We start from the raw sequence: 24,885 nt of genomic DNA, 5'->3' as shown, positions 1-24,885 counted from the left end.
GATGAGGTGGCTGGTCACCGGCGCGGGCGGCATGCTCGGCCGCGACACCGTCGGGGAACTGCTGCGGCGCGGTGCGGACGTGACGGGCCTGGACCGCGCCGCCCTGGACATCACCGACGCCAACGCCGTCCGGCGGGCGTTCGCGGAACACCGGCCCGACATCGTCGTCAACTGCGCCGCCTACACGGCCGTCGACGACGCCGAGACCGACGAGGCACGGGCGCTGAGGATCAACGGCGAGGGGCCTCGGCTGCTCGCCCGCGCCTGCGCCGAACACGGCGCCCGCCTGATCCACGTCTCCACCGACTACGTCTTCTCCGGCGAGGCCCGCAGCACCCCCTACCCGGAGGACCATCCCCCCGCGCCGCGCACCGCGTACGGCCGCACCAAGCTGGCGGGGGAGCGGGCGGTGCTGGAGGAACTCCCGGGCGCGTCCGCCGTCGTGCGCACGGCCTGGCTGTACGGCGTCCACGGCCGCAGCTTCGTTCGTACGATGCTGGAGCTCGAAGGCTGCCGGGACACCCTCGACGTGGTCGACGACCAGCGGGGGCAGCCCACCTGGAGCGCCGACGTCGCCGCCCGGATCACGGACCTCGGCGCCCGGCTCTCCCGCGGCACCGGCGCGCACGGTATCTTCCACGCCACCTGTTCCGGCGAGGCAAGCTGGCACGAACTGGCCCGGGAGGTGTTCCGGCTCGCCGGTGCCGACCCGGACCGGGTGCGGCCCACCGGCAGCGACGCCTTCCCCCGGCCCGCGCCACGCCCCGCGTACAGCGTGCTCGGGCACGACCGGTGGCGGGAGACGGGTCTGCCACCGCTGCGGGACTGGCGGTCCGCCCTGCACGAAGCACTGCCCCACATCCGCAAGGAGATGTCTCAGTGAAACGGCACGAGTTCCTGCGGGAACTCCACAAGGTCACCGCGAACCGCAACTACCTGGAGATCGGCGTCAACGACGGCCGCAGCCTGACGCTGTCCCGGGTGCCCAGCATCGCGATCGACCCGGCGTTCAAGGTGGTCACGGAGATCCGCTGCGACGTCCACCTGGCGAAGGCGACGAGTGACGACTTCTTCGCCCGCGACAACCCCCTGGCGCACCTCAGGGGCGGCCGCCACCCGCTGCGCAACCTGGCCCGCAACCGCAGCCCCTTCGGGTACTTCAAGCGCACCACCCTGGACCTGTCGTTCATCGACGGCATGCACCTGTTCGAGTACGCGCTGCGCGACTTCATCAACATCGAGAAGCACTCGGACTGGGCCAGCGTGATCGTCTTCGACGACATGCTGCCGCGCAACGTGGACGAGGCGGCCCGCGACCGGCACACCAACGCCTGGACCGGGGACGTCTACAAGCTCGTCGAGATCCTGGGCCGCTACCGCCCCGACCTGGCGACGGTCCTGGTGGACACCGCGCCCACCGGTCAGCTGGTCGTCTTCGGCGCCGACCCGGACAACACGGTACTGAAGGACAAGTACGACGAGATCATCGCGGAGTTCGAGGTTCCCGACCCGCAGAAGGTGCCCGAGTCCGTCCTGGAGCGCACGGCCGCCGTCAGGCCGGAGACGCTGATCTCCGCGGGCTTCTGGAAGCCGCTGGTGGCGGCCCGCAACCGCGGCACCAAGCGGTCCCGCGGCTGGGAGCCCCTGCGCCGCGCGGTGGAGCAGCTCGGCGTCAGCCGCTGAGCGGCTTTCACCGGCTCGCGCGCAGCCGCTCGTAGTGGGCGGAGCAGTCCGCGTACGTGGGAAGCAGCCCGGACCGCTCCGCCTCGGCCAGTGACGGGGCCGCCGCGTCCTTCTCGGACAGCAGCGGCTCGATGCCCCGCGGCCATGCGATGCCCAGAGCGGGGTCGAGCGGGTGCACCCCGTGCTCGCGCCTCGGCGCATACCCGGCCGAGCACAGGTACACCACCGTGGCGTCGTCGGTGAGCGCCATGAACGCGTGCCCGAGGCCCTCCGCGAGGAACACGGCGTGCCGGGTGCCGTCGTCGAGGCGCACCGCCTCCCACCGGCCGAAGGTGGGCGAGCCGACGCGGATGTCCACCACCACGTCGAGGACGGCGCCGCGCACACAGGTGACGTACTTGGCCTGACCGGGCGGCACCTCGGCGAAGTGGATGCCGCGCAGCACGCCCCGCCGGGACACCGAGCAGTTGGCCTGGGCGAGCGAGAGGTCGTACCCGGTGGCCTCCCGGAACTCCTCGCCCTTGTACCACTCGTGGAAGCTGCCCCGGTCGTCCGGGAACACCTTGGGTTCCAGCACCCAGGCGTCCGCCATCTGCAGTGCCCGCACGCCGTCACGCCCTCCGTGTGTCGTCCTTCGTCGCGATCTTCCGCCGGGCCGCGCCGGCCACCCGCCGCACCGTGCGCACCAGCCGTCGTACGAGGCCGGGCGCGGGCGGTCCCGCCACCCGGACGCCGCCGGTCCGGCTCACGTGCAGCGCCAGCGGCAGAGCGACGTAGCGAGGCGTGCCGGCCTCCGGGGCCAGGCACACCTCTGGCCGCCATGCCGCCCCCTTCATGGCGGGCAGCGGCAGCGCGGTCTGCAGCAGTGAGCCGTTCCCGTCGGCGGGGGTGAGCGTCCCGGTCTCTTCGAGGGGGCCGCACGACGCGGTGCCGGTCCAGCGCAGCAGGACGTCGGTGCGGTCGGCGACGTACAACGGCAGCGCGAGACTGATCCGCCGGTCGCCGGAGACCGCCGCGTCCTCGGGGGTGAGCCCGCCGAGGCCCAGCGCCCTGGTCGCCCGGTCGACGTCCAGGGAGAAGTTCTCGTACTGCTTGGTCCAGTAGGGCAGCACCACCCGGCCGGCGACCACTCCCGCGCACAGCGCGGGGCGGCCGTGCCGGGGGGCCGGGCCCAGGCGGCAGTCCTTGGTCCAGCCGCCCAGACCGACGCGGACGTACGCGTCCCACAGGCCGGTGTGCAGCGGGGCGCCGCCCGCCGCGCCGGCGGGGTCGACCGTGGCCGTGCCGCGCAGCACCAGCCGGATGCGGCCGTCCTCGGCCGGGACGCGCTCGCGGGTGAGCTCCACCGGCTGGAAGAAGGATGCGGAGCTGGCGCGGTCGCGCAGGATCAGGTCGGCGGTCGCCTTCTCGAAGCCGTCCACGGCGGCCGCGCCCAGCCAGGCGGTCGCCTCGTCGAGATCCCGGGGCGCGTCGTCGGCGGGGGCGCCGGTGCCGTCGGCCGCGAACGTCAGCGCCCGGCCGGCGGAGTGGTACTCGGCGGTGAAGGAGATCCGCAGCCTGCCGTCGCGCCACTCCGCCCCGGTGGGTACGGCCCTGGGGGCGACGCCGGTCTCCCACTGGGCGTAGGCGACCAGCTCGTCGTAGCGGTCCTCGCGGATCAGCGCGGCGACGATCCGCTGCCCCGGGCGCAGGCCGGGGGCGACGCCGGGGCCGAAGCGCTCGAGGAGCACCCCGCGCATCTCCCGGAACAGCTCCCGCCGGTAGTCGTCCGGCTTCCGCAGCAGGCGGGGCCCGCTCATCCGCTCGACGATCTCCACGCGCAGCCAGCGGCGCAGCAGCCGGTCGCGCAGCGGGCCCGGCTCGGTGTACCGCTCGACGACGTCCAGGGCCTCGCGGAGGTTCTTGAAGTAGCCGACCGGGTCGAAGCGCTGGAAGCCCGCGTTGGAGCCGTCGTCCCGCTTCACGTGGTAGTAGCAGACGTAGTCGCTGAGCACCGAGACGTTGTCCGCGCGCAGGTAGGCCTCGGTGACGAAGACGTGGTCCTCCAGGCGCCGCCGGCCTTCCGGGAAGCGCAGGCCGGTGCGGTCCAGGAAGGCGCGGCGGACCATCTTGTGCGGGGTGAGGCTGTCGATCAGCGGCGCGTTCTCGACGGTGGCGTGCGGATGGTTGCGGCGGAACAGCTCCACCGGCACCGGGCGGCCCTTCCCGGCCATCTTTCCGACGATCACGTCGGCCTTGTTCTCCACCCCGTACTCATACATTCGTTCGAGGGCTTCGTCGCCGAGGTAGTCGTCGTTGTCGACGAACATCACGAACTCGCCCCGGGAAGCCTCGATGCCCACGTTCCGGGGCTTGCCCGACCAGCCGGAGTTCGCCTGGTGGATGACCTGGATGTGGGGGTGCTCGGCGGCGAGTGCGTCCAGGCGGGCGGGGGTGTCGTCGGTGGAGCCGTCGTCGACGAAGATCACCTCGAACTCGTCGGGAGGCAGCGACTGCCGCAGCACCGAGGCGATGCAGTCCTCGACGTAGGGCCCGGGGTTGTACACGGGGACGACGACGCTGACCTTGACCGGCATCCGGTTCCAAGCCCCCTTAGATCGCCACCCGTTGCCTGGGTGGCACGTGTGCGTGGCCGAATGTTAACCCGGCCTCTTGTGCGGACGTGTGTTCGGCCACACGAGGGGGCCGGGCCGGCGGCCGGCCGTGCGGGGGCAGCCGCGCCTCTTGGCCGGCAGCTCCAGGACCTCCGCCGTCGTGCCCGACTCGCGAGCCGCGGGAAGATCCGCTCGGCGCTGCCCCGGTGCGCCTCGGGGTCGCTGTCGGCCATGGCGTCCGTGGCGAGGGTGACGTGGTGGCCGTGTTCCTAGGCGGCGCGGGCGGTGGACTCCACGCCGATGCTGGTGGCCATGCGGGTCAGCACGATCGGGGTGACGCGGCGGCGGCGCAGCCGGACGCCGAGGCCGGTGCCGTGGAAGGCGTTCCGGTTGTGCCTCGCGACACGGATGTCGCCGGGGTTTGCCGTTCAGCGCGTCGACGAGGACGTCCCAGCCCCTCCGGGAAGGCGAGACCGCGGCCCGGCGCTTGAGCCTGTACATCTGCCGGGCCAGTTGCACCGGGCGGTCTCGGGGTACTCGCACGTCCGTGACCGGGCAAGGACGTCGGCGATCTCAAGGATGTGAGCAGATGACCCCTCCGGACGTGACCGGCTTGGAGGCGGCTCTGCGCGCCGAAGTGGACGGCGAGGTGCGCTTCGACGCGGGCAGCCGCGGTGCCTACGCCACGGACGGCTCGAACTACCGGCAGGTCCCCATCGGCGTCGTCGTCCCCCGCACGGTGGAGGCGGGGGCGCGTGCCGTGGAGGTCTGCGCCCGGTTCGACGCACCCGTCCTGTCGCGCGGCGGCGGCACCAGCCTGGCGGGGCAGTCCACCAACACCGCCGTCGTGATCGACTGGAGCAAGTACTGCCACGCGCTGGTCTCGGTGGACCCCGAGGCCCGCACCTGCGTGGTCGAGCCCGGCATCGTCCTGGACGAACTCAACCGGCAACTGGCCGGCCACAAGCTGCAGTTCGGGCCGAAGCCGTCCACACACAGCCACTGCGCGCTCGGCGGCATGATCGGCAACAACTCCTGCGGCGCGTCGGCCCAGGCGTACGGCAAGACCGTGGACAACGTGCGCCGCCTGGAGATCCTCACCTACGACGGCGTCCGCGCCTGGGTCGGGCCGACGCCCACCGCCGAACGCGAGCGGATCGCCGCCCGGGACGGACGGCTGGCCGAGCTCTACGCCGGCCTGAACCGCATCGCCACCGAGTACCTCGCCGACATCCGCCGCGGCTACCCCAGGATCCCCCGCCGGGTCTCCGGCTACAACCTCGACTCGCTGCTGCCCGAGAACGGCTTCGACGTCGCCAAGGCCCTGGTCGGCAGCGAGGGCACCCTGGTGACCGTGCTGCGCGCCGAACTCGACCTGGTGCCGGTGCCGCCCTGCAAGTCGCTGCTGGTGCTCGGCTACGACGACATCTGCGCCGCCGCCGACGACGTACCGCGCCTCCTCGAGCACTGCTCGCCCAGCCAACTGGAGGCGCTCGACGGGCGGATGGCGCAGCTGATGCGCGAGGAGGGCGCCTACCTCGACTCCCTCAACGTCCTTCCCGAGGGCGGCAGCTGGCTGATGGTGCAGTACGCCGGCGACAGCCAGGAGGACGTCGACGAACAGGCGCACGCGCTGCTGCGGGCGATCGGGCGCGGCGAGAAGGACGCGAACGTCGCCTTCTCCGACGACCCCGCCCGGGAGGAGAAGATGCTCAAGGCCCGCGAGGCCGGGCTCGGCGTGACCGCGCGGCCCCCGGACGACCGGGAGACCTGGGAGGGCTGGGAGGACTCCGCCGTACCGCCGGAACGGCTCGGCGACTATCTGCGCGACCTCAAGCGGCTGTTCGGGGAGTTCGACTACGACCACCCCTCCCTGTACGGCCACTTCGGGCAGGGCTGCGTGCACACCCGTATCCCCTTCGGGCTGAAGACCGCCGAAGGCGTGGCGGACTTCCGGCGGTTCGTGGAGAGCGCCGCCGACCTCGTGGCCTCCTACGGCGGCTCCCTGTCCGGCGAGCACGGCGACGGCCAGTCCCGGGGCGAGCTGCTCACCCGCATGTTCGGCGAACGGCTCGTGACCGCCTTCGGCGAGCTGAAGGCCCTGTTCGACCCCCGTGACCGGATGAACCCGGGCAAGGTCGTCCACCCCAACCCGGTCGACGGGCAGCTGCGCCTCGGCCCCGCCTGGCGGCCGCACACCCCGGAGACCCACTTCGGCTATCCGGAGGACGAGCACTCCTTCACCCGCGCCGTGATGCGCTGCGTCGGCATCGGCAACTGCCGCGGCCACTCGGGCGGCGTGATGTGCCCGTCGTACCGGGCCACCATGGAGGAGGAGCACTCCACACGCGGCCGGGCCCGGCTGCTGTTCGAGATGCTGGGCGGGCACGCGGACTCCGCGGTCAAGGACGGCTGGCGCTCCACCGAGGTCCGTGACGCCCTCGACTTGTGCCTGGCCTGCAAGGGCTGCAAGTCGGACTGCCCGACCGGGGTGGACATGGCCACGCTCAAGGCGGAGTTCCTCGCCCACCACTACGACGGCCGGGTGCGCCCCGCCGCCCACTACTCCATGGGCTGGCTGCCGCTGTGGGCGCGGCTGTCCCGTATCTCGCCGTCGCTCGTCAACAGCGCGCTGCACGCGCCCGGACTCGCCCGCACGGGCAAGCGGCTGGCCGGCATCGACGCGGCACGGGAGGCCCCCGTGTTCGCCGAGCAGTCCTTCCTCCAGTGGTGGCAGGAGCGCGGCGCCGAACAACCCGACCCGGCCGACCCGCGGACCGTGGTGCTGTGGCCCGACACCTTCAGTGCCTACTTCCACCCCTCGATCGCCATCTCAGCCGTACGCGTCCTCGAAGACGCGGGCTTCCGCGTCGCCGTCCCCGACAAGCCGGTGTGCTGCGGCCTGACCTGGATCTCCACCGGGCAGCTGGCGGTCGCCAAGAAGGTGCTGCGCCGCACCCTCGGCGTGCTGCGCCCCTACCTGGAGGCGGGCACCCCGGTCATCGGCCTCGAACCCTCCTGCACCGCCGTGTTCCGGGCCGACGCGCCCGAGCTGATGCCCGCCGACCAGGACGTGTGCCGGCTGGCCGGGCAGGTCCGCACCTTCGCCGAGCAGCTCGTCCACCACGCCCCCGGCGACTGGCGGCCTCCGCGGCTCGCCCGGCAGGCGACCGTGCAGACCCACTGCCACCAGCACGCCATCATGAAGTTCGACGCCGACCGCGAACTGATGCGCCGCGCTCACCTCGACGCCGACGTCCTCGACGAGGGCTGCTGCGGTCTGGCCGGCAACTTCGGTTTCGAACGCGGCCACCACGAGGTCTCCATGGCCGTCGCCGAACAGGGCGTCCTGCCCGCCGTCCGCGAGGCGGCCCCCGGCAGCCTGCTGCTCGCCGACGGCTTCAGCTGCCGCACCCAGGTCGAACAGGCCGACACCGGCCGCCGCGCCCTGCACCTCGCCGAGGTGCTGGCCCTCGGCCTGGACGGCAATCTGCCCAGCCGGCTGCCCGAGCGCCTCGCCGAACGGCCGCCCGGGCCCTCCCGTACGGCCCGCTGGGCGGCCACCGCCTCGGCCGCGGCGCTGACCGGCGCGCTGGCCGGCGGTGCCGCCCTGTGGCTGCGACGCCGCTCGTGAACCGGGCGGCTCAGGCGTACCCCGCACCCCTACCGGGAGGAGACATGACGGACCAGCCGGTCGTCGAGCAGGTGGACAGCTCCGTCTACACGGTGCCCACCGACGCCCCCGAGGCCGACGGCACCCTCACCTGGGACAGCACCACCCTCGTCCTGGTCACCGTCCGCGGCGGCGACGTGAGCGGGCTGGGCTACACCTACGCGCCCGCGGCCACCGCGGCTGTCGTGGACGACCTGCTCGCCGCCGTCGTCACCGGCTCCCCGGCTTTCGACGTGCCCCGCCTGAACGAGGAGATGTGCCGCGCGGTGCGCAACGCCGGCCGGCCCGGCGTCGCCGCGCAGGCGATCGCCGCCGCCGACATCGCCCTGTGGGACCTCAAGGCCCGTCTGCTCGGCCTGCCCCTGGTCGATCTGCTGGGCGCCGCCCGCGACGACGTGCCCGTGTACGGCAGCGGTGGCTTCACCACGTACGACGCCGAGCGGCAGGACCGGCAGCTGCGCGGCTGGACCGAGGACGAGGGCATCCCCCGCGTCAAGATCAAGATCGGGGAGTCGTGGGGGAGGTGCGAGGAGCGGGACCGGGAGCGCGTCCGCCGGGCCCGCGCGAGCGTCGGCGACTCCACCGCCCTGTATGTGGACGCCAACGGCGCCTACAGCGCGAAACAGGCCCTGCGCGTCGCCGACGCTCTCGGCGGCGAGGGCGTGACCTGGTTCGAGGAACCGGTCTCCTCCGACCACCTCGCCACCCTGGCGGCGATCCGTGCCCGCGCTCCGATGGACGTCACCGCGGGGGAGTACGGCTACACCCTCCCGTACTTCGAACACATGCTCACCGTCGGCGCCGTGGACTGCCTCCAGGCCGACGTCACCCGCTGCGGCGGCATCACGGTCTGGCTGCGGGCCGCCGCCCTCGCCCACGCCCGCGGCCTGGACATCTCCGGGCACTGCGCCCCGCACGCCCACGCGCACGCCGCCGCCGCGGTGCCCAACCTGCGCCACCTGGAGTGGTTCCACGACCACGTCCGCATCGAGCGGATCCTCTTCGACGGCGTCCTCGACCCGGCCGGCGGCAGCATCACCCCGGGCGCCGACGGCTCACCCGGACTGGGGCTGACCCTCGCCGCCGAGCGCGCCCGGCCGTACCGCGTGCGCTGAACGAGGAAGCCGCCCATGAGCACCTACTTCCCGCCGCACGCGCTGCACGACTACGCGCTGCTGGCCGACGGCGAGCGCGGCGCGCTGATCGGACCCGACGGCGCCGTCGTCTGGCTGTGCGCGCCCGGCTGGCACGACGACGCCGTCCTCGCCTCCCTCATCGGCGGCCGGGGCGGCTACGCCGTCACCCCGCGCGCCCCGTTCGTCCCCGGCGGCTACTACGAGAACGGCACGCTGATCTGGCGCAGCCGCTGGACCACCACCGAGGGCGTCGTGGAGTGCCGCGAGGCGCTCGCCTTCCCCGGCGAGCCGGGCCGCGCGGTCCTGCTGCGCCGTCTGCGCGCCGTCGACGGACCCGCCCACCTCACGGTCGTCCTCGACCCGCACGCCGATTACGGCCGCGCCCCCCTGGACTCCGCCCACCGCGACGACGACGGCGTGTGGCACCTGTACACCGGCCCGCACCGGCTGCGCTGGCAGGGCTGCCCCGCCGCGACCCCGCGTGAGCAGGGCCTGACCGCCGAGCTCGTCCTGAAGCCGGGGGAGAGCCACGACCTCGTCCTGGAGTGCTCCCCCTCCCCGCTCCCGCGCACCCTCCCGCACGCCGAGCAGGTCTGGGCCGTGACCGAGGAGGCCTGGCGGCAGGCCGTACCCCCGCTCAGCCACACCATCGCCCCCTGCGACGCCCGCCGCGCCTGCGCCGTCCTGCGCGGCCTGACCGCCCAGGGCGGCGGCATGGTCGCGGCGGCCACCACCAGCCTGCCGGAACGCGCCGAGGAGGGCCGCAACTACGACTACCGGTACGTGTGGATCCGCGACCAGAGCTACGCGGGCCAGGCGGCAGCCGCCGCCGGTGTGACCCAACTCCTCGACGACTCCGTCCGGTTCGTCGCCGAGCGGCTGTGCGCCGACGGGCCCCGCCTCGCCCCCGCCTACACCGTGCGCGGCACGCCCGTCCCCGGGCAGCGGGAGCTCGACCTGCCCGGCTACCCGGGGGGCTTCGACCGGGTCGGCAACCGGGTCGGGGACCAGTTCCAGCTGGACTGCTTCGGCGAGGCCCTGCAGCTGTTGGCCGCCGCGGCACGCCACGACCGGCTCGACGCGACCGGCGCGGAGGCCGCCGGCCTCGCGGTGCGCACCATCGCCGAGCGGTGGCGCGAACCCGACGCCGGGATCTGGGAGCTGGACGCCCGGGAGTGGACCCACAGCCGCCTGAGCTGCGTCGCCGGGCTGCGTGCCCTGGCCGCCGCCGACCCGCGCCACCCGCGCGCGGACACCTGTACCCGGCTCGCCGACACGATCCTCGCCGCCACCTCGGCCACCTCCCTGCATCCCGACGGCCACTGGCAGCGCACCCCCGGGGACCCCGCCGTCGACGCCGCGCTGCTCCTGCCCGCCGTACGCGGCGCCCTGCCCCCCGGTGACCCCCGCACCCGCGCCACCCTCGACGCCTGCCGCCGCGCGCTGGCCGAGGACCACTTCCTGTACCGCTTCCGTCACGACGACCGGCCCCTCCAGGACACCGAAGGCGTCTTCCTGCTGTGCGGCTTCGTCATGGCGCTGGCCGAGCACCAGCAGGGACGGCCCGTCGCCGCGCACCGCTGGTTCGAGCGCAACCGCGGCGCCTGCGGCGCGTCGGGCCTGTACGCCGAGGAGTACGACGTCGCCCAGCGCCAGCTGCGCGGGAACCTCCCGCAGGCCTTCGTGCACGCCGTACTGCTGGAGACGGCGGCCCGGCTGGACGGGGCGGAGCCCCGGCACGCCCGCACCCCGCCCTCGTCCGAAAGGACCTGACCATGCCCGCCACCGTCGTCATCACCGGTGCCAGCGCCGGAATCGGCCGCGCCACCGCCCGCCTCTACGCCCGGCGCGGCGCGGACGTCGTACTCGTCGCCCGCGGTCGCGGCGGACTCGAGGCGGCCGCCGACGAGGTCGCCGCCCTCGGCGGCCGCCCGCTGGTGCAGGTCGCCGACACCGCCGACCCCGACCAGGTCGAGGCCGTCGCCGAGGCCGCCGAGACGGAGTTCGGCCCCATCGACGTCTGGATCAACTGCGCCTTCACCAGTGTGTTCGCGCCCTTCGACGAAATCGCCCCCGAAGAGTACCGGCGGGTGACCGAGGTGACCTACCTCGGCTTCGTCAACGGCACCCGGGCGGCGCTGAAGCGCATGCTGCCCCGGGACCGGGGCACCATCGTGCAGGTCGGCTCGGCGCTCGGCGAGCGGGCGATCCCCCTGCAGTCCGCGTACTGCGGCGCCAAGCACGCCATCAACGGCTTCACCTCCTCCCTGCGCGTCGAGCTGCTGCACCGCGGCAGCAACGTGCACGTCACCGTCGCCCAGATGCCCGCCGTCAACACCCCCCAGTTCGACTGGGTGCGCTCCCGCCTGCCCAAGCACCCCAGCCCCGTCCCCCCGATCTACCAGCCCGAGGTCGCCGCGCGGGGCGTGCTGTACGCCGCCGACCATCCGCGCCGCAAGCAGTACTACGTCGGCGCCACCACCGTGGCCACGATCCTCGCCAACCGGATCGCCCCCGCCCTGCTCGACCGCTACCTGGCCCGCACCGGCTTCGACTCCCAGCAGACCGACAAGGAGCCTCCGACCGGCGAGAGCAACCTCTTCGAACCCGTCGACCGGCTGCCCGGCGACGACCACGGCGCCCACGGCATCTTCGACGACAACGCCCACGGCCGCTCCTGGCAGGCCGCCCTTGCCCAGCACCCCGCCGCCACGGCCCTCGGTGCCGGTCTCGCCGCGGTCACCGCGCTGGGCGGCATCCGGCGCCTGGCCAAGTCAGCCTGAAGCGGGGTGCGTTGGTCCGTTCGGCCGCGTGTGGCTGTCCGGTCTCGACATGCGGGCCGAGCTGCGCGGCGTTCACGAGGAGATGCGGCGGGAGCACGGCAACGTCGTCCCGGTGGAACTCGACGGCGACGTCCTGGCCTGGCTGGTCCCCGCACGGGCCCGCCGCGGACCGTACCCGACGAACCGTCCGTCCTGCGGGCCCGCCGCAGCGCCCGCCGGCTCGTCCGGCGGCTCGGCCACCCCGTCGAGCACCTTTTCCGGGGGCAGGCACGTTGACCTGCCCTAGGCTGACCGTGTGCGCCTGCTCCTCATCTCCGACACGCATCTGCCCAAGCGCGCCAAGAAGCTGCCGGAGCAGCTCCTGGCCGGGCTCCCGCACGCCGACGTGGTCATCCACGCCGGGGACTGGGTCGACACCGCCACCCTCGACCTGCTGGAGAGCCGCAGCCGCCGGCTGATCGGCGTGTACGGCAACAACGACGGCCCGGAGCTGCGGGCCCGCCTGCCCGAGGTGGCGTACGCCGACCTGGACGGCCTGCGTTTCGGCGTGATCCACGAGACCGGTCCCGCCCAGGGCCGCGAGGCCCGCTGCGCCGCCCGCTTCCCCGATCTGGACGTCCTGGTCTTCGGCCACAGCCACATCCCGTGGGACACCACTGCGCCGGGCGGCCTGCGCCTGCTCAACCCCGGTTCCCCGACCGACCGCCGCAGCCGGCCCCACTGCACCTACCTGACGGCGGTCGTCGCCGACGGCGCGCTCACGGACGTGACACTGCACCGGCTGCCGCAGCGGTGAGGGCCGTACCCGTGCGGTGTGCCACGATGCGGCGGTGATCTCCGGCTTTCCCGTACCGCCGGTGGTCCCCGCAGGCAGGATGGCCGGTGCCGCCCAGCCGGTGCTCGCCCTGCCGGGCGGCCTGGAACCGCGCCCCCGGCGCCCGGACGACGCCGATGCCCTGCCGGCCGCCGGGCGGGACCCGGCGATCCGCCAGTGGAACCTCCTGCACGTGAGCAGCCGCGGGGAGGCCTCCGGGCGGATCGAGCGCATGCGGCAGCGGTGGCGGGCCGGGACCGGCGCCGTCCGGGCCATCGCCCGCCAGGGGACGGAGCGGCCCTGGGCCTCATCGGCTGGAACGACATCGACCTCGCGGGCGGCAGCGCCGAGATCGTCTACCGGGTCCTTCCCCCGGCGCGGGGCGGCGGTGTCGTCGTCCGGGCGGTACGGCGGATCACCCGGTGGGCCCTGGACGACCTCGGCCTGCACCGCCTGCGGCTGTGCCACGCGGTGGCCGACGCGGCGTCCTGCCGGGTGGCCGAGAAGACGGGCTACCTGCTGGAAGGCACGATGCGCGGCGCCCTGCTGCACGCGGACGGGTGGCACGACCAGCATCTGCGCGCCCTCGTCCGGGAGACGCCTGACAGGCGGCGGCACCGCCCGGCCTTCCTCGCCGGGCTCGCGCTCGTGCCGCTGTGCGGTCTGCTCACCCCGGCCGTGGTCGCGACGGCATTCCTCGCGCTCACCCTGCTGGCGGGCTCCCTCATACCGGACAGGGGGTGACAGAACGAGATCCGGGCCGCCCCGTGAAAGGGGAGCGGCCCGGGCACTGTGGATGATGCGCTCTCACGGACCTCCTTCCGGGTTCTGCCGCGGAGGACATGCATGCCTCATCTGTCGAGGCGCCGCCTACCCCTCACCGCGGACCTCACACACGGATTACGTCAATGTCCGGAAAAAAATCCGTGGACACCGCCGCGACGGCCCGGTGGGACGAACCGGTGCTGATCGACGTCCCGCTCGTACGCCGTCTGCTGGCCGCCCAGTTCCCGCGGTGGGCCCACCTGCCCGTCGCCCCGGGGAGGAGGTGCTGGCCGACCACCGACGGGAAGCGGGGTGACGGCGCGGCTGCCCCCGGGAAGCCCCCACTCACCCCCCGTCCCGCGGATGAATGGCCCCCTCGGTCACCGTCAGCGGCACCCCGCTCCCGCCCCACCGCAGCGCGACGATCTCGGCGGCCACCGACACGGCGACCTCCTCCGGCGTACGGGCCCCGAGGTCCAGGCCCAGCGGGGAGCGCAGCCGGGACAGCTCGGCCGGGGTGAGGCCGGCGTCGGCCAGGCGGAGCATGCGGTCGGCGTGGGTGCGGCGGCTGCCCATCGCCCCGATGTAGGCGGCCGGCCGGCGCAGCGCCTCCCGCAGCAGGGGGACGTCGAACTTGGGGTCGTGGGTGAGGACGCAGATCACCGTGCGCTCGTCGGTGTGCGTGCCGCGCAGATAGCGGTGCGGCCAGTCCACGACCACCTCCGCGGCCTCCGGGAACCGGGCCGGCGTGGCGAACACCGGCCGGGCGTCGCACACGGTGACCCGGTAGCCGAGGAAAGCGCCGATACGGGCCACGGCGGCCGCGTAGTCGATGGCGCCGAAGACGAGCATCCGCGGTGGCGGGGCGAAGGAGTGCAGGAACACCGTGACGGAGTCCTCGCGCCGCTCTCCACGAGGCCCGTAGTGCCGCAGGCCGGTCGCCCCGAGGGCCAGTTCCCCGCGCGCGTCGGCGGCCACGGCCGCGTCGAGGCCGCTGGAGCCGAGCCCCCCGGCGGCCGTCTCGGGCCACACCGCGAGGGTCGCCCCGCGCGGCGCGGGCCCGTCGACCACACTCGCCACGGTCACCGGCTCCCCGCCCGCGACCGACGCGGCCACCGCGCCGAAGGACGGGTCGAGCCCGGGCGTGACGGGCCGGACCAGCAGGGTGATCTCGCCGCCGCAGGTGAGCCCCACCGCGAAGGCGTCCTCGTCGCTGTAGCCGAAGGTCTCCAGCCGGGCCTCGCCGCTCGCCACCACCTCCCTGGCGAGCTCGAAGACCGCGCCCTCGACGCAGCCCCCGGACACGCTGCCCACGACCTCGTCGTCCGGGCCGACCGCCATCGCCGAGCCCGGCCCACGCGGCGCGCTGCGGCTGACCGCGACGACCGTGGCGAGCCCGAACGGCACGTGAGCGGCGTACCACCCGCTCAGCGTGGGGAGAATGTCCCGCATCGTCCGCTCCTCCGCTCACCCGGTAACGCAGGATTGATTGAACGTTAATCCGTTGGTGCGGGGGCCGCCGTTCCGCTGCCCTGCACCGGTCGAGTTCCCGGAACCCAAGGAGCAGTCATGCGCGCACCGTTCGTGTCCAGCCAGGAAGGAACGACCCGCTCTCTCAAGGACATGACACCTGGTGCACTTGCTCAACCTGGGAATCCTCGCGCACGTCGACGCCGGTAAGACCAGCCTGACCGAACGGCTGCTGCGCACGGCCGGGGTCACCGACGAGACCGGCAGTGTCGAGGCGGGCACCACCCGCACCGACACCCTCGCACTGGAGCGGCAGCGCGGCATCACCATCAAGTCCGCCGTCGTCTCCTTCCCGCTCGACGGCGTGACCGTCAACCTCATCGACACCCCCGGTCACCCGGACTTCGCTCGGGCGTGGACTTCCGGCTGGAGGTGGAGCTTGGCTCCATGCCGCACGCCTTCTTCAAGGCCGTCGAGGACACCGTCCGCGAGACGCTGGGCCAGGGACTGCACGGCTGGCAGGTCACCGACTGCACGGTCACCATGACCGTTGAGGGACAAGGGATGGCCGAGACCCGACTTACTCACGGGTCAGGGGCGTTGACGGTGTCCGGGAATCACCGGACTGTAGTGAACATGCCGAATATGCGGACGCGTGTGATCAACGGTCTCGTTGACCTTGTTGTCGCGGTTGTCCTCGCCGGATTCCTGACGGTGGCGGGCGCGTGGCCCGCCGCCGCCACACCTTCCGGCTCCCTCTGGTTCGACGGCACTTCGCTCACCGTGCGCAACGGCCGCTTCACCGACGGCCAGGGCCGCGAGATCGTGCTGCGCGGCTACAACGTCTCCGGCGAGACCAAGCTGGAGGAGAACAGCGGCCTGCCCTTCGCCTCGGTCGCCGACGCCAGGAAGTCCGCGACCGCGCTGCGCGCCCTCGGCGGCGGCAACGCGGTCCGGTTCCTGCTCTCCTGGGCCCACGCCCAGCCCGTGCGAGGCCAGGTCGACACCGCCTACCTGGCCGCCGCGACCGACCGGATCCGCGCCTTCCTCGACGCCGGCATCCGCGTCTACCCCGACTTCCACCAGGACCTCTACTCCCGGCATCTCTTCGACGCCGGAAGCTGGTACACCGGCGACGGCGCCCCGAAGTGGGCCGTGGACGCCGGGAGTTACCCCAAGGAGTCGTGCGGGATCTGCCTCTTCTGGGGGCAGAACATCACCCAGAACGCGGCCGTCACGAAGGCGCAGTACGACTTCTGGCACAACGCCCACGGCGTCCAGGACGCGTTCCTCGCCACGGCGCAGACGACCATGTCCTACCTCGTCCAGCACCTCACCGGCGCCGAGTTCGCGGGCGTGGCCGGCTTCGACCCGTACAACGAGCCGTACGCGGGCACCTACGCCTCCGGCCAGACCAGCCGTACCTGGGAGCGGGACCTGCTGTGGCCCTTCTACCAGAAGTTCCGGGCCCGCATGGACGCGGCCGGCTGGCAGGGCAAGCCCGCCCTCGTCGAGCCCAACCTCTTCTGGAACTCCGACATCCACTCCCAGAAGCAGGAGGGCGGCCTGCTGGACGCGGGCACGCTCGGCCCGCGCTACGTCTTCAACACCCACTTCTACGACCAGAAGGCCATCTCCGGCATCCTGATGTGGGGCAAGGCGGGCGACGGCCAGTACGCCACCGACTTCGCGGGCGTCCGCGACCGCGCCTCCGCCGCCCGGAGCACCGCACTTGTCAGCGAGTTCGGCCACCCGCTGTCGGGCACGGTGGCGGACAAGGCACCGACCGTGCTCAAGGCGATGTACCAGGCCCTCGACTCCCGCCTGCCCGGGTCGGGTTGGTGGTCGGACCCGGCCTCCTCCGGCCCCGTCCTGTCCGGCACCCAGTGGCAGTGGGACATCTACCACAGCCGCCACCACGAGTTGATGAACGGCAATCGCGACAAGGTGCTCACCTCCGGCGACGCCTGGAACGACGAGGACCTCTCCGCCGTGAGGCTCGACGCCTCCGGCGCGGTGCAACTACGCCAGGACGTCCGCCTGCTCGACCGGATCTACCCGAGCGCGACCGCCGGCAGCACGCTCGCCTTCACCTACGAGGACCGCTCCCGGGACGGTTCCACCACCCTGACCTGGAACCGGGTGCCCAGCTCGCTGCCCAACGTCTCCCGGCTGGTCGGCTCAGGCCAGTACGGGCTGCTGGTGTGGCGCTCGGGCAGCGGTACGGCACCCACCGAACTGCACCTGCCCGCGTCCTTCCCGACCTCGGCCACCACGGTCGTCTCCGACCTGGGCGCCGCTTACGCGCCCCCGTCGTACACGGCCTCGACCCCGGTCGGCGTGGCCCCGGAACCGGGCGGCACGGGCAGCCGCCGTCTGCTGCTCACCGACCCGGACTCCGGCGCGCTGCACTACGCGCTGGTCACCAACGGGGCGACGGCGCCCTCGGCGGACCTGCTGAGCGCGGCGAAGTCCGAGCTGGCCGCGTGGGCGGGCGCACACTTCTGACGCGGGCAGGACCTCCGGTACGCCGCGCACTCCGGAGGCCCTGATCGTCGGCTTGGTCAACTCCCGTGCGGGCCGGTCCAGTCGGCCCGCACATGCCCCAGCCGTACCCGCTGCGGATGGTCGCCCACCGCCACGGACGTCACCTTCCGGCCGGTGGCGAAGTCGATGGCCGTGACCTGGTCGGCACCGGACTCGGAGATGACGCAGTCCTTGCCGTCGCCGCTGACCGTGGCCCAGTAGGGCTTGGAGGTGGTGACCAGCGGGCCCTCCTGGAGGGTGGCGCGGTCGACGACGGTCGCGTAGTCGTCCATGGTGCCCGCCACGCACAGCTTGGTGCCCGCGGGGTTCACCGAAATCCCGTGGTGGCGCGAGTCGTTGACCCAGGTGGTGCGGTCCTCGCTGGTCGCCGGGTTCTTCGGCAGGGTCTTCATCCGGGTGATCTTGTCGGAGGCGACGTCGTACTCCAGGAAGCCGTTGAAGAAGGACACCTGGAAGTAGAGCTTCGACTCGTCCGGGGAGAAGACCGCGGGACGTACGGCGTCGGAGAAGTCCTTCAGGCCGAAGGCGTCCAGCCGGTTCCGCATCTCGATGACCTTGACCTGCTTGTACGTTGTCGCGTCCACCACCGTGAGGTGGCGGTCCCCCTTGGTCCAGTCCCAGCCCGGGTCGTCGAGGGAGGTGTTGACGTCCCCGATGGCCATGTTCCAGATGTACTTGCCGTCCTTGCTGAAGATGTTCTCGTGCGGCTTGTCGCCGGTGGCGAACGAGCCGAGCTGCTTGCCGGTGCTGATGTCCAGTACATGCACGGTGTTCGCGGTCGAGGCGGAGACCGCGACCCGGGTGCCGTCGGGGGAGACGGCCATGTGGTCGGCGCGGTAACCGGACACGGGGAAACGCCAGTTGATCTTCCCGGTGGCCAGGTCGAGGGAGACGACGTCGGCGAAGCTCGGCCGGGAGACCACGACGGATGTGCCGTCGGGCGTCGAGTACATGTCGTCGGCGAACTGGTCGTGACCCTCGCCGACGCTGTTGCGGATGGCCTGGAAGTAGATCCACTTGATCGGATCGGCGTTGATCTCCGCCATCCGCTCGTCCTTGTCCGGGACGACGTTGATCCGGCCGATCTTCGCGAAGTCGCCGGAGGACCTGATGACGTCCGCGGTCCCGTCCCAGTTGTTGCCCACGAACAGCACCTCGCGCAGGGCGGAGGCGTCCGAGGCGGCGGACACCGCGGACGCGGCGGTGACGGGGCCGACGACGGTCAGGACGAGGGCGGCGGCTACGGAGCAAAGGTGCCTGGATCTGAAGGCAGGCATGGCTGCTCTCTCCTCTGAGAAATCTGAACACGACGGGATTCACAGCGAACTTACTGAAAAGTAAGGAGGGGGCGGCCTTCTCGACAAGATGCGTGCACGACAAGATTGGCCATCGGTGGGACGAAGGAGGGGGGAGCGTGGCGGGCAGGCTCAGGGCGCCGACGGGCCGCTACGGCGGCAGGTCCGCCGAGGAACGGCAGGCCGAGCGGCGCCGCCGTTTCCTTCAGGCGGCACTGCAGCTGTTCGGCGACAGCCCCGGCTTCCGCGCGACGACCGTCGCCGTGCTGAGCCAGGCGGCGGGGCTGTCGACCCGTCAGTTCTACGAGGAGTTCCGCACGCTGGAGGACGTGCTCGCCGCGCTGCATCTGGAGGTCAACGACTGGGCCGAGCGGGCGGTGCTGGCGGCGCTCGCCGAGGCGGGGTCACTCCCGCTGGCCGAGCGCGTCACCGCCCTCTTCCGCGCCTACGCCCGCGACGTCACCTCCGACCCGCGCCGCATCCGCATCACCTTCGTCGAGATCATCGGCGTCAGCCCCCGCCTGGAGGAGCAGCGGCTCGCCCGCCGCGCCCGCTGGGTCGACCTCATCTGCGCCGAGGCGACCGCGGCCGCCGCCCGGGGCGAGGCGGCCACCCGCGACTACCGCCTCGCCGCGACCGCCTTCATCGGCAGCGTCAACGGCCTCCTCCACGACTGGAGCGCGGGGTGGGTGGACGCGACCCTGGACGAGGTGGTGGACGAACTGGTCCGGCAGTTGCTGGGGATCCTGCGGCCGGAGGGATGGGCCGGGGGGCCCTGAGCCGGGTGCGTGCGCCGGTGCCCGCGGCCTTGCGGGTGCCGGGTGGGCGAACACCGCGTCACCGTCCGCTGGTCCGACCCCGGCCTGACCGGCACCTCCGCCACCGTCCGTGACCTGTGGGCCCGGAGGGACCTGGGCGGTTACGCCACGAGCTACACCGCAGGCGTCCCGGCGGGCGGCTCGGTGCCGCTCAAGGTCAGCGGCGGCACCGGGGCAGCGAGCGCGAGCCACAGCGCCACCTCCACCGGCCGCTGCGCCGGCGTGAGCGCCGCGAGCACCGGCCTGAACGTCGTCGACCTGTACGACGCTCAGGCCCCGTCCCCCGAAGGCGGCGCCGTCGGGTCGGCGTCGGCCGGGAAGCCGGTCGCCCGGGCCGCGAGCCGTCCGCGCCGATGGCCTCCGCCCAGCGGACGACCTCCGCCGCCAGCGCCCTGGCCCCGGCCTCGTCGCCGGTGTCCCGGGCCAGCACCGCCAGCAGCATCTGCTGGGAGAGCGTGCCGGGGACCGTGCCCGCGCGGGCGCCCGGCGCGGTGGCCCGGCGCCAGCGGTCGAGGGCGCGGTCGTGGTCACCGCCGTCGTGGTCGTGGTCGCCGAGGTGCCGCAGCGCCTCGCGGGCCAGCAACTCGTCGGGGCCCGCCCCCCGGCGCGCAGGGCGGCGGCGTAGTGGGCGGGGGCGGACGCACGGTCGGCGAAGTGGTTGTCCGTGACCGGACCGAGGTACATCGCCGCCCAGCCGCGGCGGACCTCGTCCGGTGCATCGCCGTGGGGCTGACCCGTGGGGCGCTGTCGGGCCCGGCTCGGGCCGATCGAGGAGGCCGGTCTGATCACCCGCATCCACGGGACGGGCGACCGGCGGCGGGTCCGGGTACGCCTCACCGACGCCGGGCACGCCGCGTTCGAGGCGCACGCGGTGACGGAGGACGAGGGTGAGCGCGCGCTGCTCGCGGCACTGACCGAACAGGAGCGGCGGACACTGTCCGACCTGCTGCGGAAACCGGTCGTGGTCGCCGAGGCCCCGGCGCGGGACAGGTCCAGGTCAGCCACGAGCTGACCTGGACCTCACCTTCCTCCCTACTCGTCCCACGCCTGGATCATGATCTGTTCGGCGATCTTCCCGTCCCGCAGCGTGATCATCGATTCGGCGAGGACCCGGACGCCGTCCGCGTACTCGCAGGACTCGCTGAAGGCGGCGCGGTCGCCCTGCACGACGCAGCCGTCCAGCTTGTGCGTCATGTCGCGGCTGTAGACGTCGTCCAGCATCTCGGCGATCTCGCTCCGGCCGTGCAGCACCTTGGGGTGGCTGGGCTGGGAGTCGTGGTCGATGATGCGGACCTCCGCGTCGTCCGTGTAGAGCGACAGAAGGGTGTTCCCGGTGTTCCCTTCTATGGCCCGGCGCAGTGTCTCGGTGTCGAAGGCGGAGCCTGCCGCAGTGCCCATGGTGACCTCCTTCGAGGGCCGCGGCCCATGAAGAACGGGCCGCTGGTGACCCCTCATTCGAGACTCCTCCGCCTCAGCGGCCTCGGCAAGCGCAGCCGGGGTGGTCCCGGCGGGTGTCAGTCCGCCGTCGCCAGGAACTGCGTCGCCGCCGGCTCCGCGTACAACGCATCGGCCGCCACCAGCAGCCGGTGCGTGCCCACCGCCCGCACCCGGCCCGCGTCCATGACCACGATCCGGTCGGCCATCGTCACGGTGGAGAGCCGGTGCGCGACGACCAGGACGGTCGTGGAGCGTGCCACGTCGGCGACCGTGTCCCTGAGGGCCGCCTCGTTCACCGCGTCCAGCTGCGAGGTCGCCTCGTCCAGGAGCAGCAGCCGTGGGCGGCGCAGCAGCGCCCGGGCGATGGCGACCCGTTGTCTCTCTCCGCCCGACAGCTTGGTGCGTCACGGCCAGCAGTACGGGATCGACCAGGCCCATCATCACCACCTTGGCGACCAGCGTGAGCCCGCCGGTGCCGAGCGCGACCAGCGAATCGGTGGTGACCTCGCGCAGCAGGGTGGTGTCCGAGGTGATCCGGGCCGTCAGGTCACCCGGTTCGCTGCGGTCCACCGCCGTGATCCTGAGCCGCAGCAGGTACGACGGCAGCGTCCGCCGCGCGCCGAGCACCACCGACTCGGCGGTGCGGCGCAGCACGTACGAACCCAGCGCGCCCACCGCCGCGTTGGCGACGACCAGGCCCGCCACGGACAGCAACGGACCGGTGATCGACCGGTCGTACGCCAGGTCGCCGATGAGCCCCCGTGCCACCAGCAGTCCGGTCGCCCCGGTGACCAGGGAGAGCACCGCGCCCGCCAACAGGGCCCAGCGGTGCGGCCGTACACAGCCGAGGAGGAGCCGCCACACGGGCGGCTCCTTCGTGTCCGTCGCTGTGTCGCTCACAGTGTCCCCGTGGTTAAGGAGGCGCACGGCGTCCTCAGACTATGTCGGCAGCGCGTCCGGCGGAGAAAGATCCGCGACCTGCGCCGTACTCGCTGCGATTACCGATCAGTCGCACGTAGGGTCGCGAGTGCAGGAGCACCGAGGGAAGGAGCCGGACCATGGCGCAGGAAGTACGCGGCGTGATCGCACCGAGCAAGGACCAGCCCGTGCGGGTCGAGACCATCGTCGTACCGGACCCGGGGCCGGGCGAGGCCGTGGTGCGAGTCCAGGCCTGCGGGGTCTGTCACACCGACCTGCACTACAAGCAGGGCGGAATCAGCGACGAGTTCCCCTTCCTGCTCGGGCATGAGGCGGCGGGGGTGGTGGAGTTGGTCGGCGAGGGCGTCACCGATGTCGCGCCCGGCGACTTCGTGATCCTCAACTGGCGTGCGGTGTGCGGCCAGTGCCGGGCCTGTCTGCGCGGGCGGCCCTGGTACTGCTTCGACACCCACAACGCCGCTCAGAAGATGACCCTGACCGACGGCACCGAGCTGTCCCCGGCCCTGGGGATCGGTGCCTTCGCGGAGAAGACGCTGGTCGCGGCCGGGCAGTGCACGAAGGTCGACCCGGCGGTCTCCCCGCAGGTGGCCGGGCTGCTGGGCTGCGGGGTGATGGCCGGGATCGGCGCCGCGATCAACACCGGGAACGTCGGGCGGGGTGACACGGTCGCCGTCATCGGGTGCGGCGGGGTCGGGGACGCGGCCGTCGCCGGGTCGAACCTGGCCGGGGCGGCGAAGATCATCGCCGTGGACATCGACGACCGCAAGCTGGAGACGGCCCGGGAGCTGGGCGCCACCCACACGGTCAACGCGCGCGAGAGCGACCCGGTGGCGTTGATCCGCGAGCTGACCGGCGGCTTCGGCGCCGACGTGCTCATCGAGGCGGTCGGCCGTCCGGAGACCTACGAGCAGGCCTTCTACGCCCGCGACCTGGCCGGCACGGTCGTCCTGGTCGGCGTGCCCACCCCGGAGATGAAGCTCGAACTGCCCCTGCTGGACGTCTTCGGGCGCGGCGGGGCGCTGAAGTCCTCCTGGTACGGCGACTGCCTGCCCTCCCGGGACTTCCCCATGCTGATCGACCTGCACCTGCAGGGGCGTCTGCCGCTGGAGAAGTTCGTCACCGAGACCATCCGGCTCGACGACGTGGAGAAGGCCTTCGAGCGGATGCACCACGGTGACGTGCTGCGCTCGGTGGTGGTGCTGTGATGGCCGCGCGCATCGAACGCCTCGTCACCTCAGGGCAGTTCACCCTCGACGGCGGCACCTGGGACGTCGAGAACAACGTGTGGATCGTCGGCGACGACCACGAGGTGATCGTCATCGACGCCGCGCACGACGCCGACGCCATCGCCGAGGCCGTCGGCGACCGCCGTCTGACGGCGATCGTGTGCACCCACGCCCACAACGACCACATCGACGCTGCGCCCGCCCTCGCCGACCGCACCGGCGCCACCATCTGGCTGCACCCCGCCGACCTGCCCCTGTGGCAGCTCACCCACCCCGGCCGGGAACCCGACGCCCATCTGACCGACGGGCAGGTCATCGAGGCGGCCGGCGCCGACCTCACCGTGCTGCACACCCCCGGCCACGCGCCCGGCGCGGTCTGCCTGTACGACCCCGGCCTGGGCACCGTCTTCACCGGCGACACCCTCTTCCAGGGCGGCCCCGGCGCCACCGGCCGCTCCTACTCCCACTTCCCGACCATCATCGACTCCGTCCGCGACCGCCTCCTCACCCTGCCGCCGGAGACCAGGGTGCTCACCGGCCACGGCGACGCGACCACCATCGGAGCCGAGGCACCCCACCTGGAGGAGTGGATCGAACGCGGCCACTGACCCCGGCGAACCGAACCAGGGCGGCCGGCTGTGGTTCCTGACCGCTCACGACGACATCGACGAGACACTCCGCCGCTGAAAAGGCGACAGAAGGTGTCCGGCTTCCCCGTCACCCTGGACGGTGACAGCAGTCGTACGGATACGGGAGGCCGGACATGCCGGGTCCGCTGGAAGGCAGAGTCGCACTGGTCGCGGGGGCGACGCGCGGGGCGGGACGCGGGATCGCGGTGGAACTCGGCGCGGCCGGTGCCACCGTCTACGTCAGCGGACGCAGCACGCGTGCGCGGCGCTCGGAGTACGACCGCCCCGAGACCATCGAGGACACCGCCGACCTGGTCACCGAGGCCGGCGGCCGGGGCATCGCCGTACCCGCCGACCACCTCGACCCGGCGCAGGTCCGCGCTCTCGTGGACCGGATCGCGAAGGAATCCGGGCGCCTCGACGTCCTGGTCGACGACATCTGGGGCGCCGAGCACCTCTTCGCCTGGGACACGCCGGTCTGGGAACACGACCTCGACAAGGGCCTCAGGCTGCTCCGGCTCGCCGTCGAGACCCACGCGATCACCAGCCACCACGCCCTGCCACTGCTGCTGCGCCGCCCCGGCGGCCTGGTCGTCGAGGTCACCGACGGCACCGCCGACTACAACCGCGACACCTACCGGGTGAACTTCTTCTACGACCTGGCCAAGTCCGCGGTCCTGCGCATGGCCTTCGCCCTCGGCCACGAACTCGGCCCGCGCGGCGCCACCGCCGTCGCCCTGACCCCCGGCTGGCTGCGCTCGGAGATGATGCTCGACCACTTCGGCGTACGGGAGGACAACTGGCGCGACGCCCTCGACCGCGTCCCCCACTTCGCCATCTCCGAGACCCCGCGCTACGTCGGCCGCGCCGTCGCCGCCCTCGCCGCCGACCCCGACGTGGCCCGCTTCAACGGCGCGTCCCTCTCCAGCGGAGGCCTCGCCCAGGAGTACGGCTTCACGGACCTGGACGGCAGCCGGCCGGATGCCTGGCGGTACCTGGTGGAGGTCCAGGACGCGGGCAGGCCGGCCGACACGACGGGCTACCGCTGACCGGTCACGGGAGGCAGCGGGGCCGGC

General features: G+C 72.9%; 22 protein-coding genes and 3 pseudogenes. 17 read left to right on the top strand and 8 right to left on the bottom strand.

Annotated elements, in window-relative coordinates; all coding sequences use genetic code 11:
* Position 1 precedes the first annotated feature (1 nt).
* Entirely contained in the window at positions 2 to 883 is an 882-nt protein-coding gene (rfbD, locus tag ACIBBH_RS05495) for a dTDP-4-dehydrorhamnose reductase (RefSeq protein ID WP_399402172.1), read from the top strand.
* Positions 880 to 1,683 (top strand): class I SAM-dependent methyltransferase, encoded by an 804-nt coding sequence (locus tag ACIBBH_RS05490; protein ID WP_399402171.1) that lies wholly within the window; start codon positions 880 to 882, stop codon positions 1,681 to 1,683. The genes rfbD and ACIBBH_RS05490 overlap by 4 nt, the downstream gene beginning before the upstream one ends.
* Positions 1,684 to 1,690: 7 nt before the next feature.
* On the opposite strand, the gene rfbC is transcribed toward ACIBBH_RS05490, so the two are convergent.
* The 3 genes and pseudogenes from rfbC to ACIBBH_RS05475 all read right to left on the bottom strand — a co-directional run.
* Complete coding sequence (gene rfbC / locus ACIBBH_RS05485; RefSeq protein WP_399402169.1) at positions 1,691 to 2,290, bottom strand: dTDP-4-dehydrorhamnose 3,5-epimerase; 600 nt, start codon at positions 2,288 to 2,290, stop codon at positions 1,691 to 1,693.
* Between the two features lie 4 nt (positions 2,291 to 2,294).
* On the bottom strand, positions 2,295 to 4,259 hold the full coding sequence (locus ACIBBH_RS05480) for a glycosyltransferase family 2 protein (protein WP_399402167.1): 1,965 nt from the start codon (positions 4,257 to 4,259) through the stop codon (positions 2,295 to 2,297).
* 63 nt (positions 4,260 to 4,322) lie between these two features.
* Positions 4,323 to 4,736 (bottom strand): annotated as a pseudogene (locus ACIBBH_RS05475) (isochorismatase family protein); the annotation flags it as partial.
* 130 nt (positions 4,737 to 4,866) lie between these two features.
* On the opposite strand from ACIBBH_RS05475, the gene ACIBBH_RS05470 reads away from it, so the two are divergent.
* The 7 genes from ACIBBH_RS05470 (at position 4,867) to ACIBBH_RS05440 (ending at position 13,427) form a co-directional block, all read left to right on the top strand.
* Positions 4,867 to 7,911 carry an FAD-binding and (Fe-S)-binding domain-containing protein gene (locus ACIBBH_RS05470; RefSeq protein WP_399402165.1) on the top strand — a complete coding sequence of 1,015 codons (3,045 nt, stop codon included), beginning with the start codon at positions 4,867 to 4,869 and terminating at the stop codon, positions 7,909 to 7,911.
* Positions 7,912 to 7,955: 44 nt separating this feature from the next.
* Positions 7,956 to 9,065, top strand: a complete 1,110-nt coding sequence (locus ACIBBH_RS05465) for an enolase C-terminal domain-like protein (RefSeq protein WP_399402163.1) — start codon at positions 7,956 to 7,958, stop codon at positions 9,063 to 9,065.
* 15 nt (positions 9,066 to 9,080) lie between these two features.
* A complete protein-coding gene (locus tag ACIBBH_RS05460; RefSeq protein ID WP_399402161.1) occupies positions 9,081 to 10,859 on the top strand; it encodes a glycoside hydrolase family 15 protein in 1,779 nt (592 codons plus the stop codon).
* A 2-nt stretch (positions 10,860 to 10,861) separates the two neighbouring features.
* A complete protein-coding gene (locus tag ACIBBH_RS05455) occupies positions 10,862 to 11,869 on the top strand; it encodes an SDR family oxidoreductase (protein WP_399402159.1) in 1,008 nt (335 codons plus the stop codon).
* A 28-nt stretch (positions 11,870 to 11,897) separates the two neighbouring features.
* Positions 11,898 to 12,155, top strand: coding sequence for a hypothetical protein (locus ACIBBH_RS05450; RefSeq protein ID WP_399402157.1), 258 nt, complete (start codon positions 11,898 to 11,900; stop codon positions 12,153 to 12,155).
* 9 nt (positions 12,156 to 12,164) lie between these two features.
* The gene (locus ACIBBH_RS05445; RefSeq protein WP_399402155.1) at positions 12,165 to 12,665 is read left to right on the top strand and encodes a metallophosphoesterase family protein; all 501 of its coding nucleotides are present in this window, start codon (positions 12,165 to 12,167) and stop codon (positions 12,663 to 12,665) included.
* 261 nt (positions 12,666 to 12,926) lie between these two features.
* A complete protein-coding gene (locus ACIBBH_RS05440) occupies positions 12,927 to 13,427 on the top strand; it encodes a GNAT family N-acetyltransferase (RefSeq protein WP_399402153.1) in 501 nt (166 codons plus the stop codon).
* A gap of 366 nt (positions 13,428 to 13,793) precedes the next feature.
* Here the strand turns inward: ACIBBH_RS05440 and ACIBBH_RS05435 are convergent, their stop codons facing one another.
* The gene (locus ACIBBH_RS05435) at positions 13,794 to 14,900 is read right to left on the bottom strand and encodes an XdhC family protein (RefSeq protein WP_399402151.1); all 1,107 of its coding nucleotides are present in this window, start codon (positions 14,898 to 14,900) and stop codon (positions 13,794 to 13,796) included.
* A 181-nt stretch (positions 14,901 to 15,081) separates the two neighbouring features.
* Here ACIBBH_RS05435 and ACIBBH_RS05430 point away from each other — a divergent pair, with 181 nt between their 5' ends.
* Together ACIBBH_RS05430 and ACIBBH_RS05425 are read left to right on the top strand one after the other, a co-directional pair.
* Entirely contained in the window at positions 15,082 to 15,465 is a 384-nt protein-coding gene (locus ACIBBH_RS05430; protein WP_399402149.1) for a GTP-binding protein, read from the top strand.
* 89 nt (positions 15,466 to 15,554) lie between these two features.
* Positions 15,555 to 17,426 (top strand): endoglycosylceramidase, encoded by a 1,872-nt coding sequence (locus ACIBBH_RS05425; protein WP_399402147.1) that lies wholly within the window; start codon positions 15,555 to 15,557, stop codon positions 17,424 to 17,426.
* A gap of 56 nt (positions 17,427 to 17,482) precedes the next feature.
* Here ACIBBH_RS05425 and ACIBBH_RS05420 read toward each other — a convergent pair whose 3' ends face one another.
* Entirely contained in the window at positions 17,483 to 18,742 is a 1,260-nt protein-coding gene (locus ACIBBH_RS05420; protein ID WP_399402145.1) for a YncE family protein, read from the bottom strand.
* A gap of 137 nt (positions 18,743 to 18,879) precedes the next feature.
* On the opposite strand from ACIBBH_RS05420, the gene ACIBBH_RS05415 reads away from it, so the two are divergent.
* Positions 18,880 to 19,539: a TetR/AcrR family transcriptional regulator gene (locus ACIBBH_RS05415; protein WP_399402144.1), complete on the top strand. Its 660-nt coding sequence runs from the start codon at positions 18,880 to 18,882 to the stop codon at positions 19,537 to 19,539.
* Positions 19,540 to 19,548: 9 nt separating this feature from the next.
* Positions 19,549 to 19,674 (top strand): annotated as a pseudogene (locus tag ACIBBH_RS05410) (hypothetical protein); the annotation flags it as partial.
* Between the two features lie 17 nt (positions 19,675 to 19,691).
* On the opposite strand, the gene ACIBBH_RS05405 reads toward ACIBBH_RS05410, so the two are convergent.
* Entirely contained in the window at positions 19,692 to 19,817 is a 126-nt protein-coding gene (locus tag ACIBBH_RS05405; protein WP_399402743.1) for a hypothetical protein, read from the bottom strand.
* A gap of 497 nt (positions 19,818 to 20,314) precedes the next feature.
* On the opposite strand from ACIBBH_RS05405, the gene ACIBBH_RS05400 reads away from it, so the two are divergent.
* Complete coding sequence (locus ACIBBH_RS05400) at positions 20,315 to 20,590, top strand: MarR family winged helix-turn-helix transcriptional regulator (RefSeq protein ID WP_399402741.1); 276 nt, start codon at positions 20,315 to 20,317, stop codon at positions 20,588 to 20,590.
* A gap of 20 nt (positions 20,591 to 20,610) precedes the next feature.
* Here ACIBBH_RS05400 and ACIBBH_RS05395 read toward each other — a convergent pair whose 3' ends face one another.
* Both ACIBBH_RS05395 and ACIBBH_RS05390 read right to left on the bottom strand, forming a co-directional pair.
* Positions 20,611 to 20,976 (bottom strand): nuclear transport factor 2 family protein, encoded by a 366-nt coding sequence (locus ACIBBH_RS05395; RefSeq protein WP_399402142.1) that lies wholly within the window; start codon positions 20,974 to 20,976, stop codon positions 20,611 to 20,613.
* Between the two features lie 116 nt (positions 20,977 to 21,092).
* Positions 21,093 to 21,915 (bottom strand): annotated as a pseudogene (locus tag ACIBBH_RS05390) (ATP-binding cassette domain-containing protein).
* 158 nt (positions 21,916 to 22,073) lie between these two features.
* On the opposite strand from ACIBBH_RS05390, the gene ACIBBH_RS05385 reads away from it, so the two are divergent.
* From ACIBBH_RS05385 to ACIBBH_RS05375, 3 genes are all read left to right on the top strand, one after another.
* Positions 22,074 to 23,159, top strand: a complete 1,086-nt coding sequence (locus ACIBBH_RS05385) for an S-(hydroxymethyl)mycothiol dehydrogenase (RefSeq protein ID WP_399402140.1) — start codon at positions 22,074 to 22,076, stop codon at positions 23,157 to 23,159.
* Positions 23,159 to 23,788, top strand: coding sequence for an MBL fold metallo-hydrolase (locus ACIBBH_RS05380; RefSeq protein WP_399402138.1), 630 nt, complete (start codon positions 23,159 to 23,161; stop codon positions 23,786 to 23,788). Before ACIBBH_RS05385 ends, ACIBBH_RS05380 begins: the two co-directional genes overlap by 1 nt.
* A 155-nt stretch (positions 23,789 to 23,943) precedes the next feature.
* Entirely contained in the window at positions 23,944 to 24,858 is a 915-nt protein-coding gene (locus ACIBBH_RS05375) for an SDR family oxidoreductase (protein WP_399402136.1), read from the top strand.
* The last annotated feature ends 27 nt before the right edge of the window (positions 24,859 to 24,885 follow it).

The organism is Streptomyces sp. NPDC051636, assembly GCF_044453765.1.
In the GTDB taxonomy this organism is placed as follows: domain Bacteria; phylum Actinomycetota; class Actinomycetes; order Streptomycetales; family Streptomycetaceae; genus Streptomyces.
Note: the sequence above shows the minus strand (reverse complement) of the source record. Positions and strands in the feature narration are given on the sequence as shown.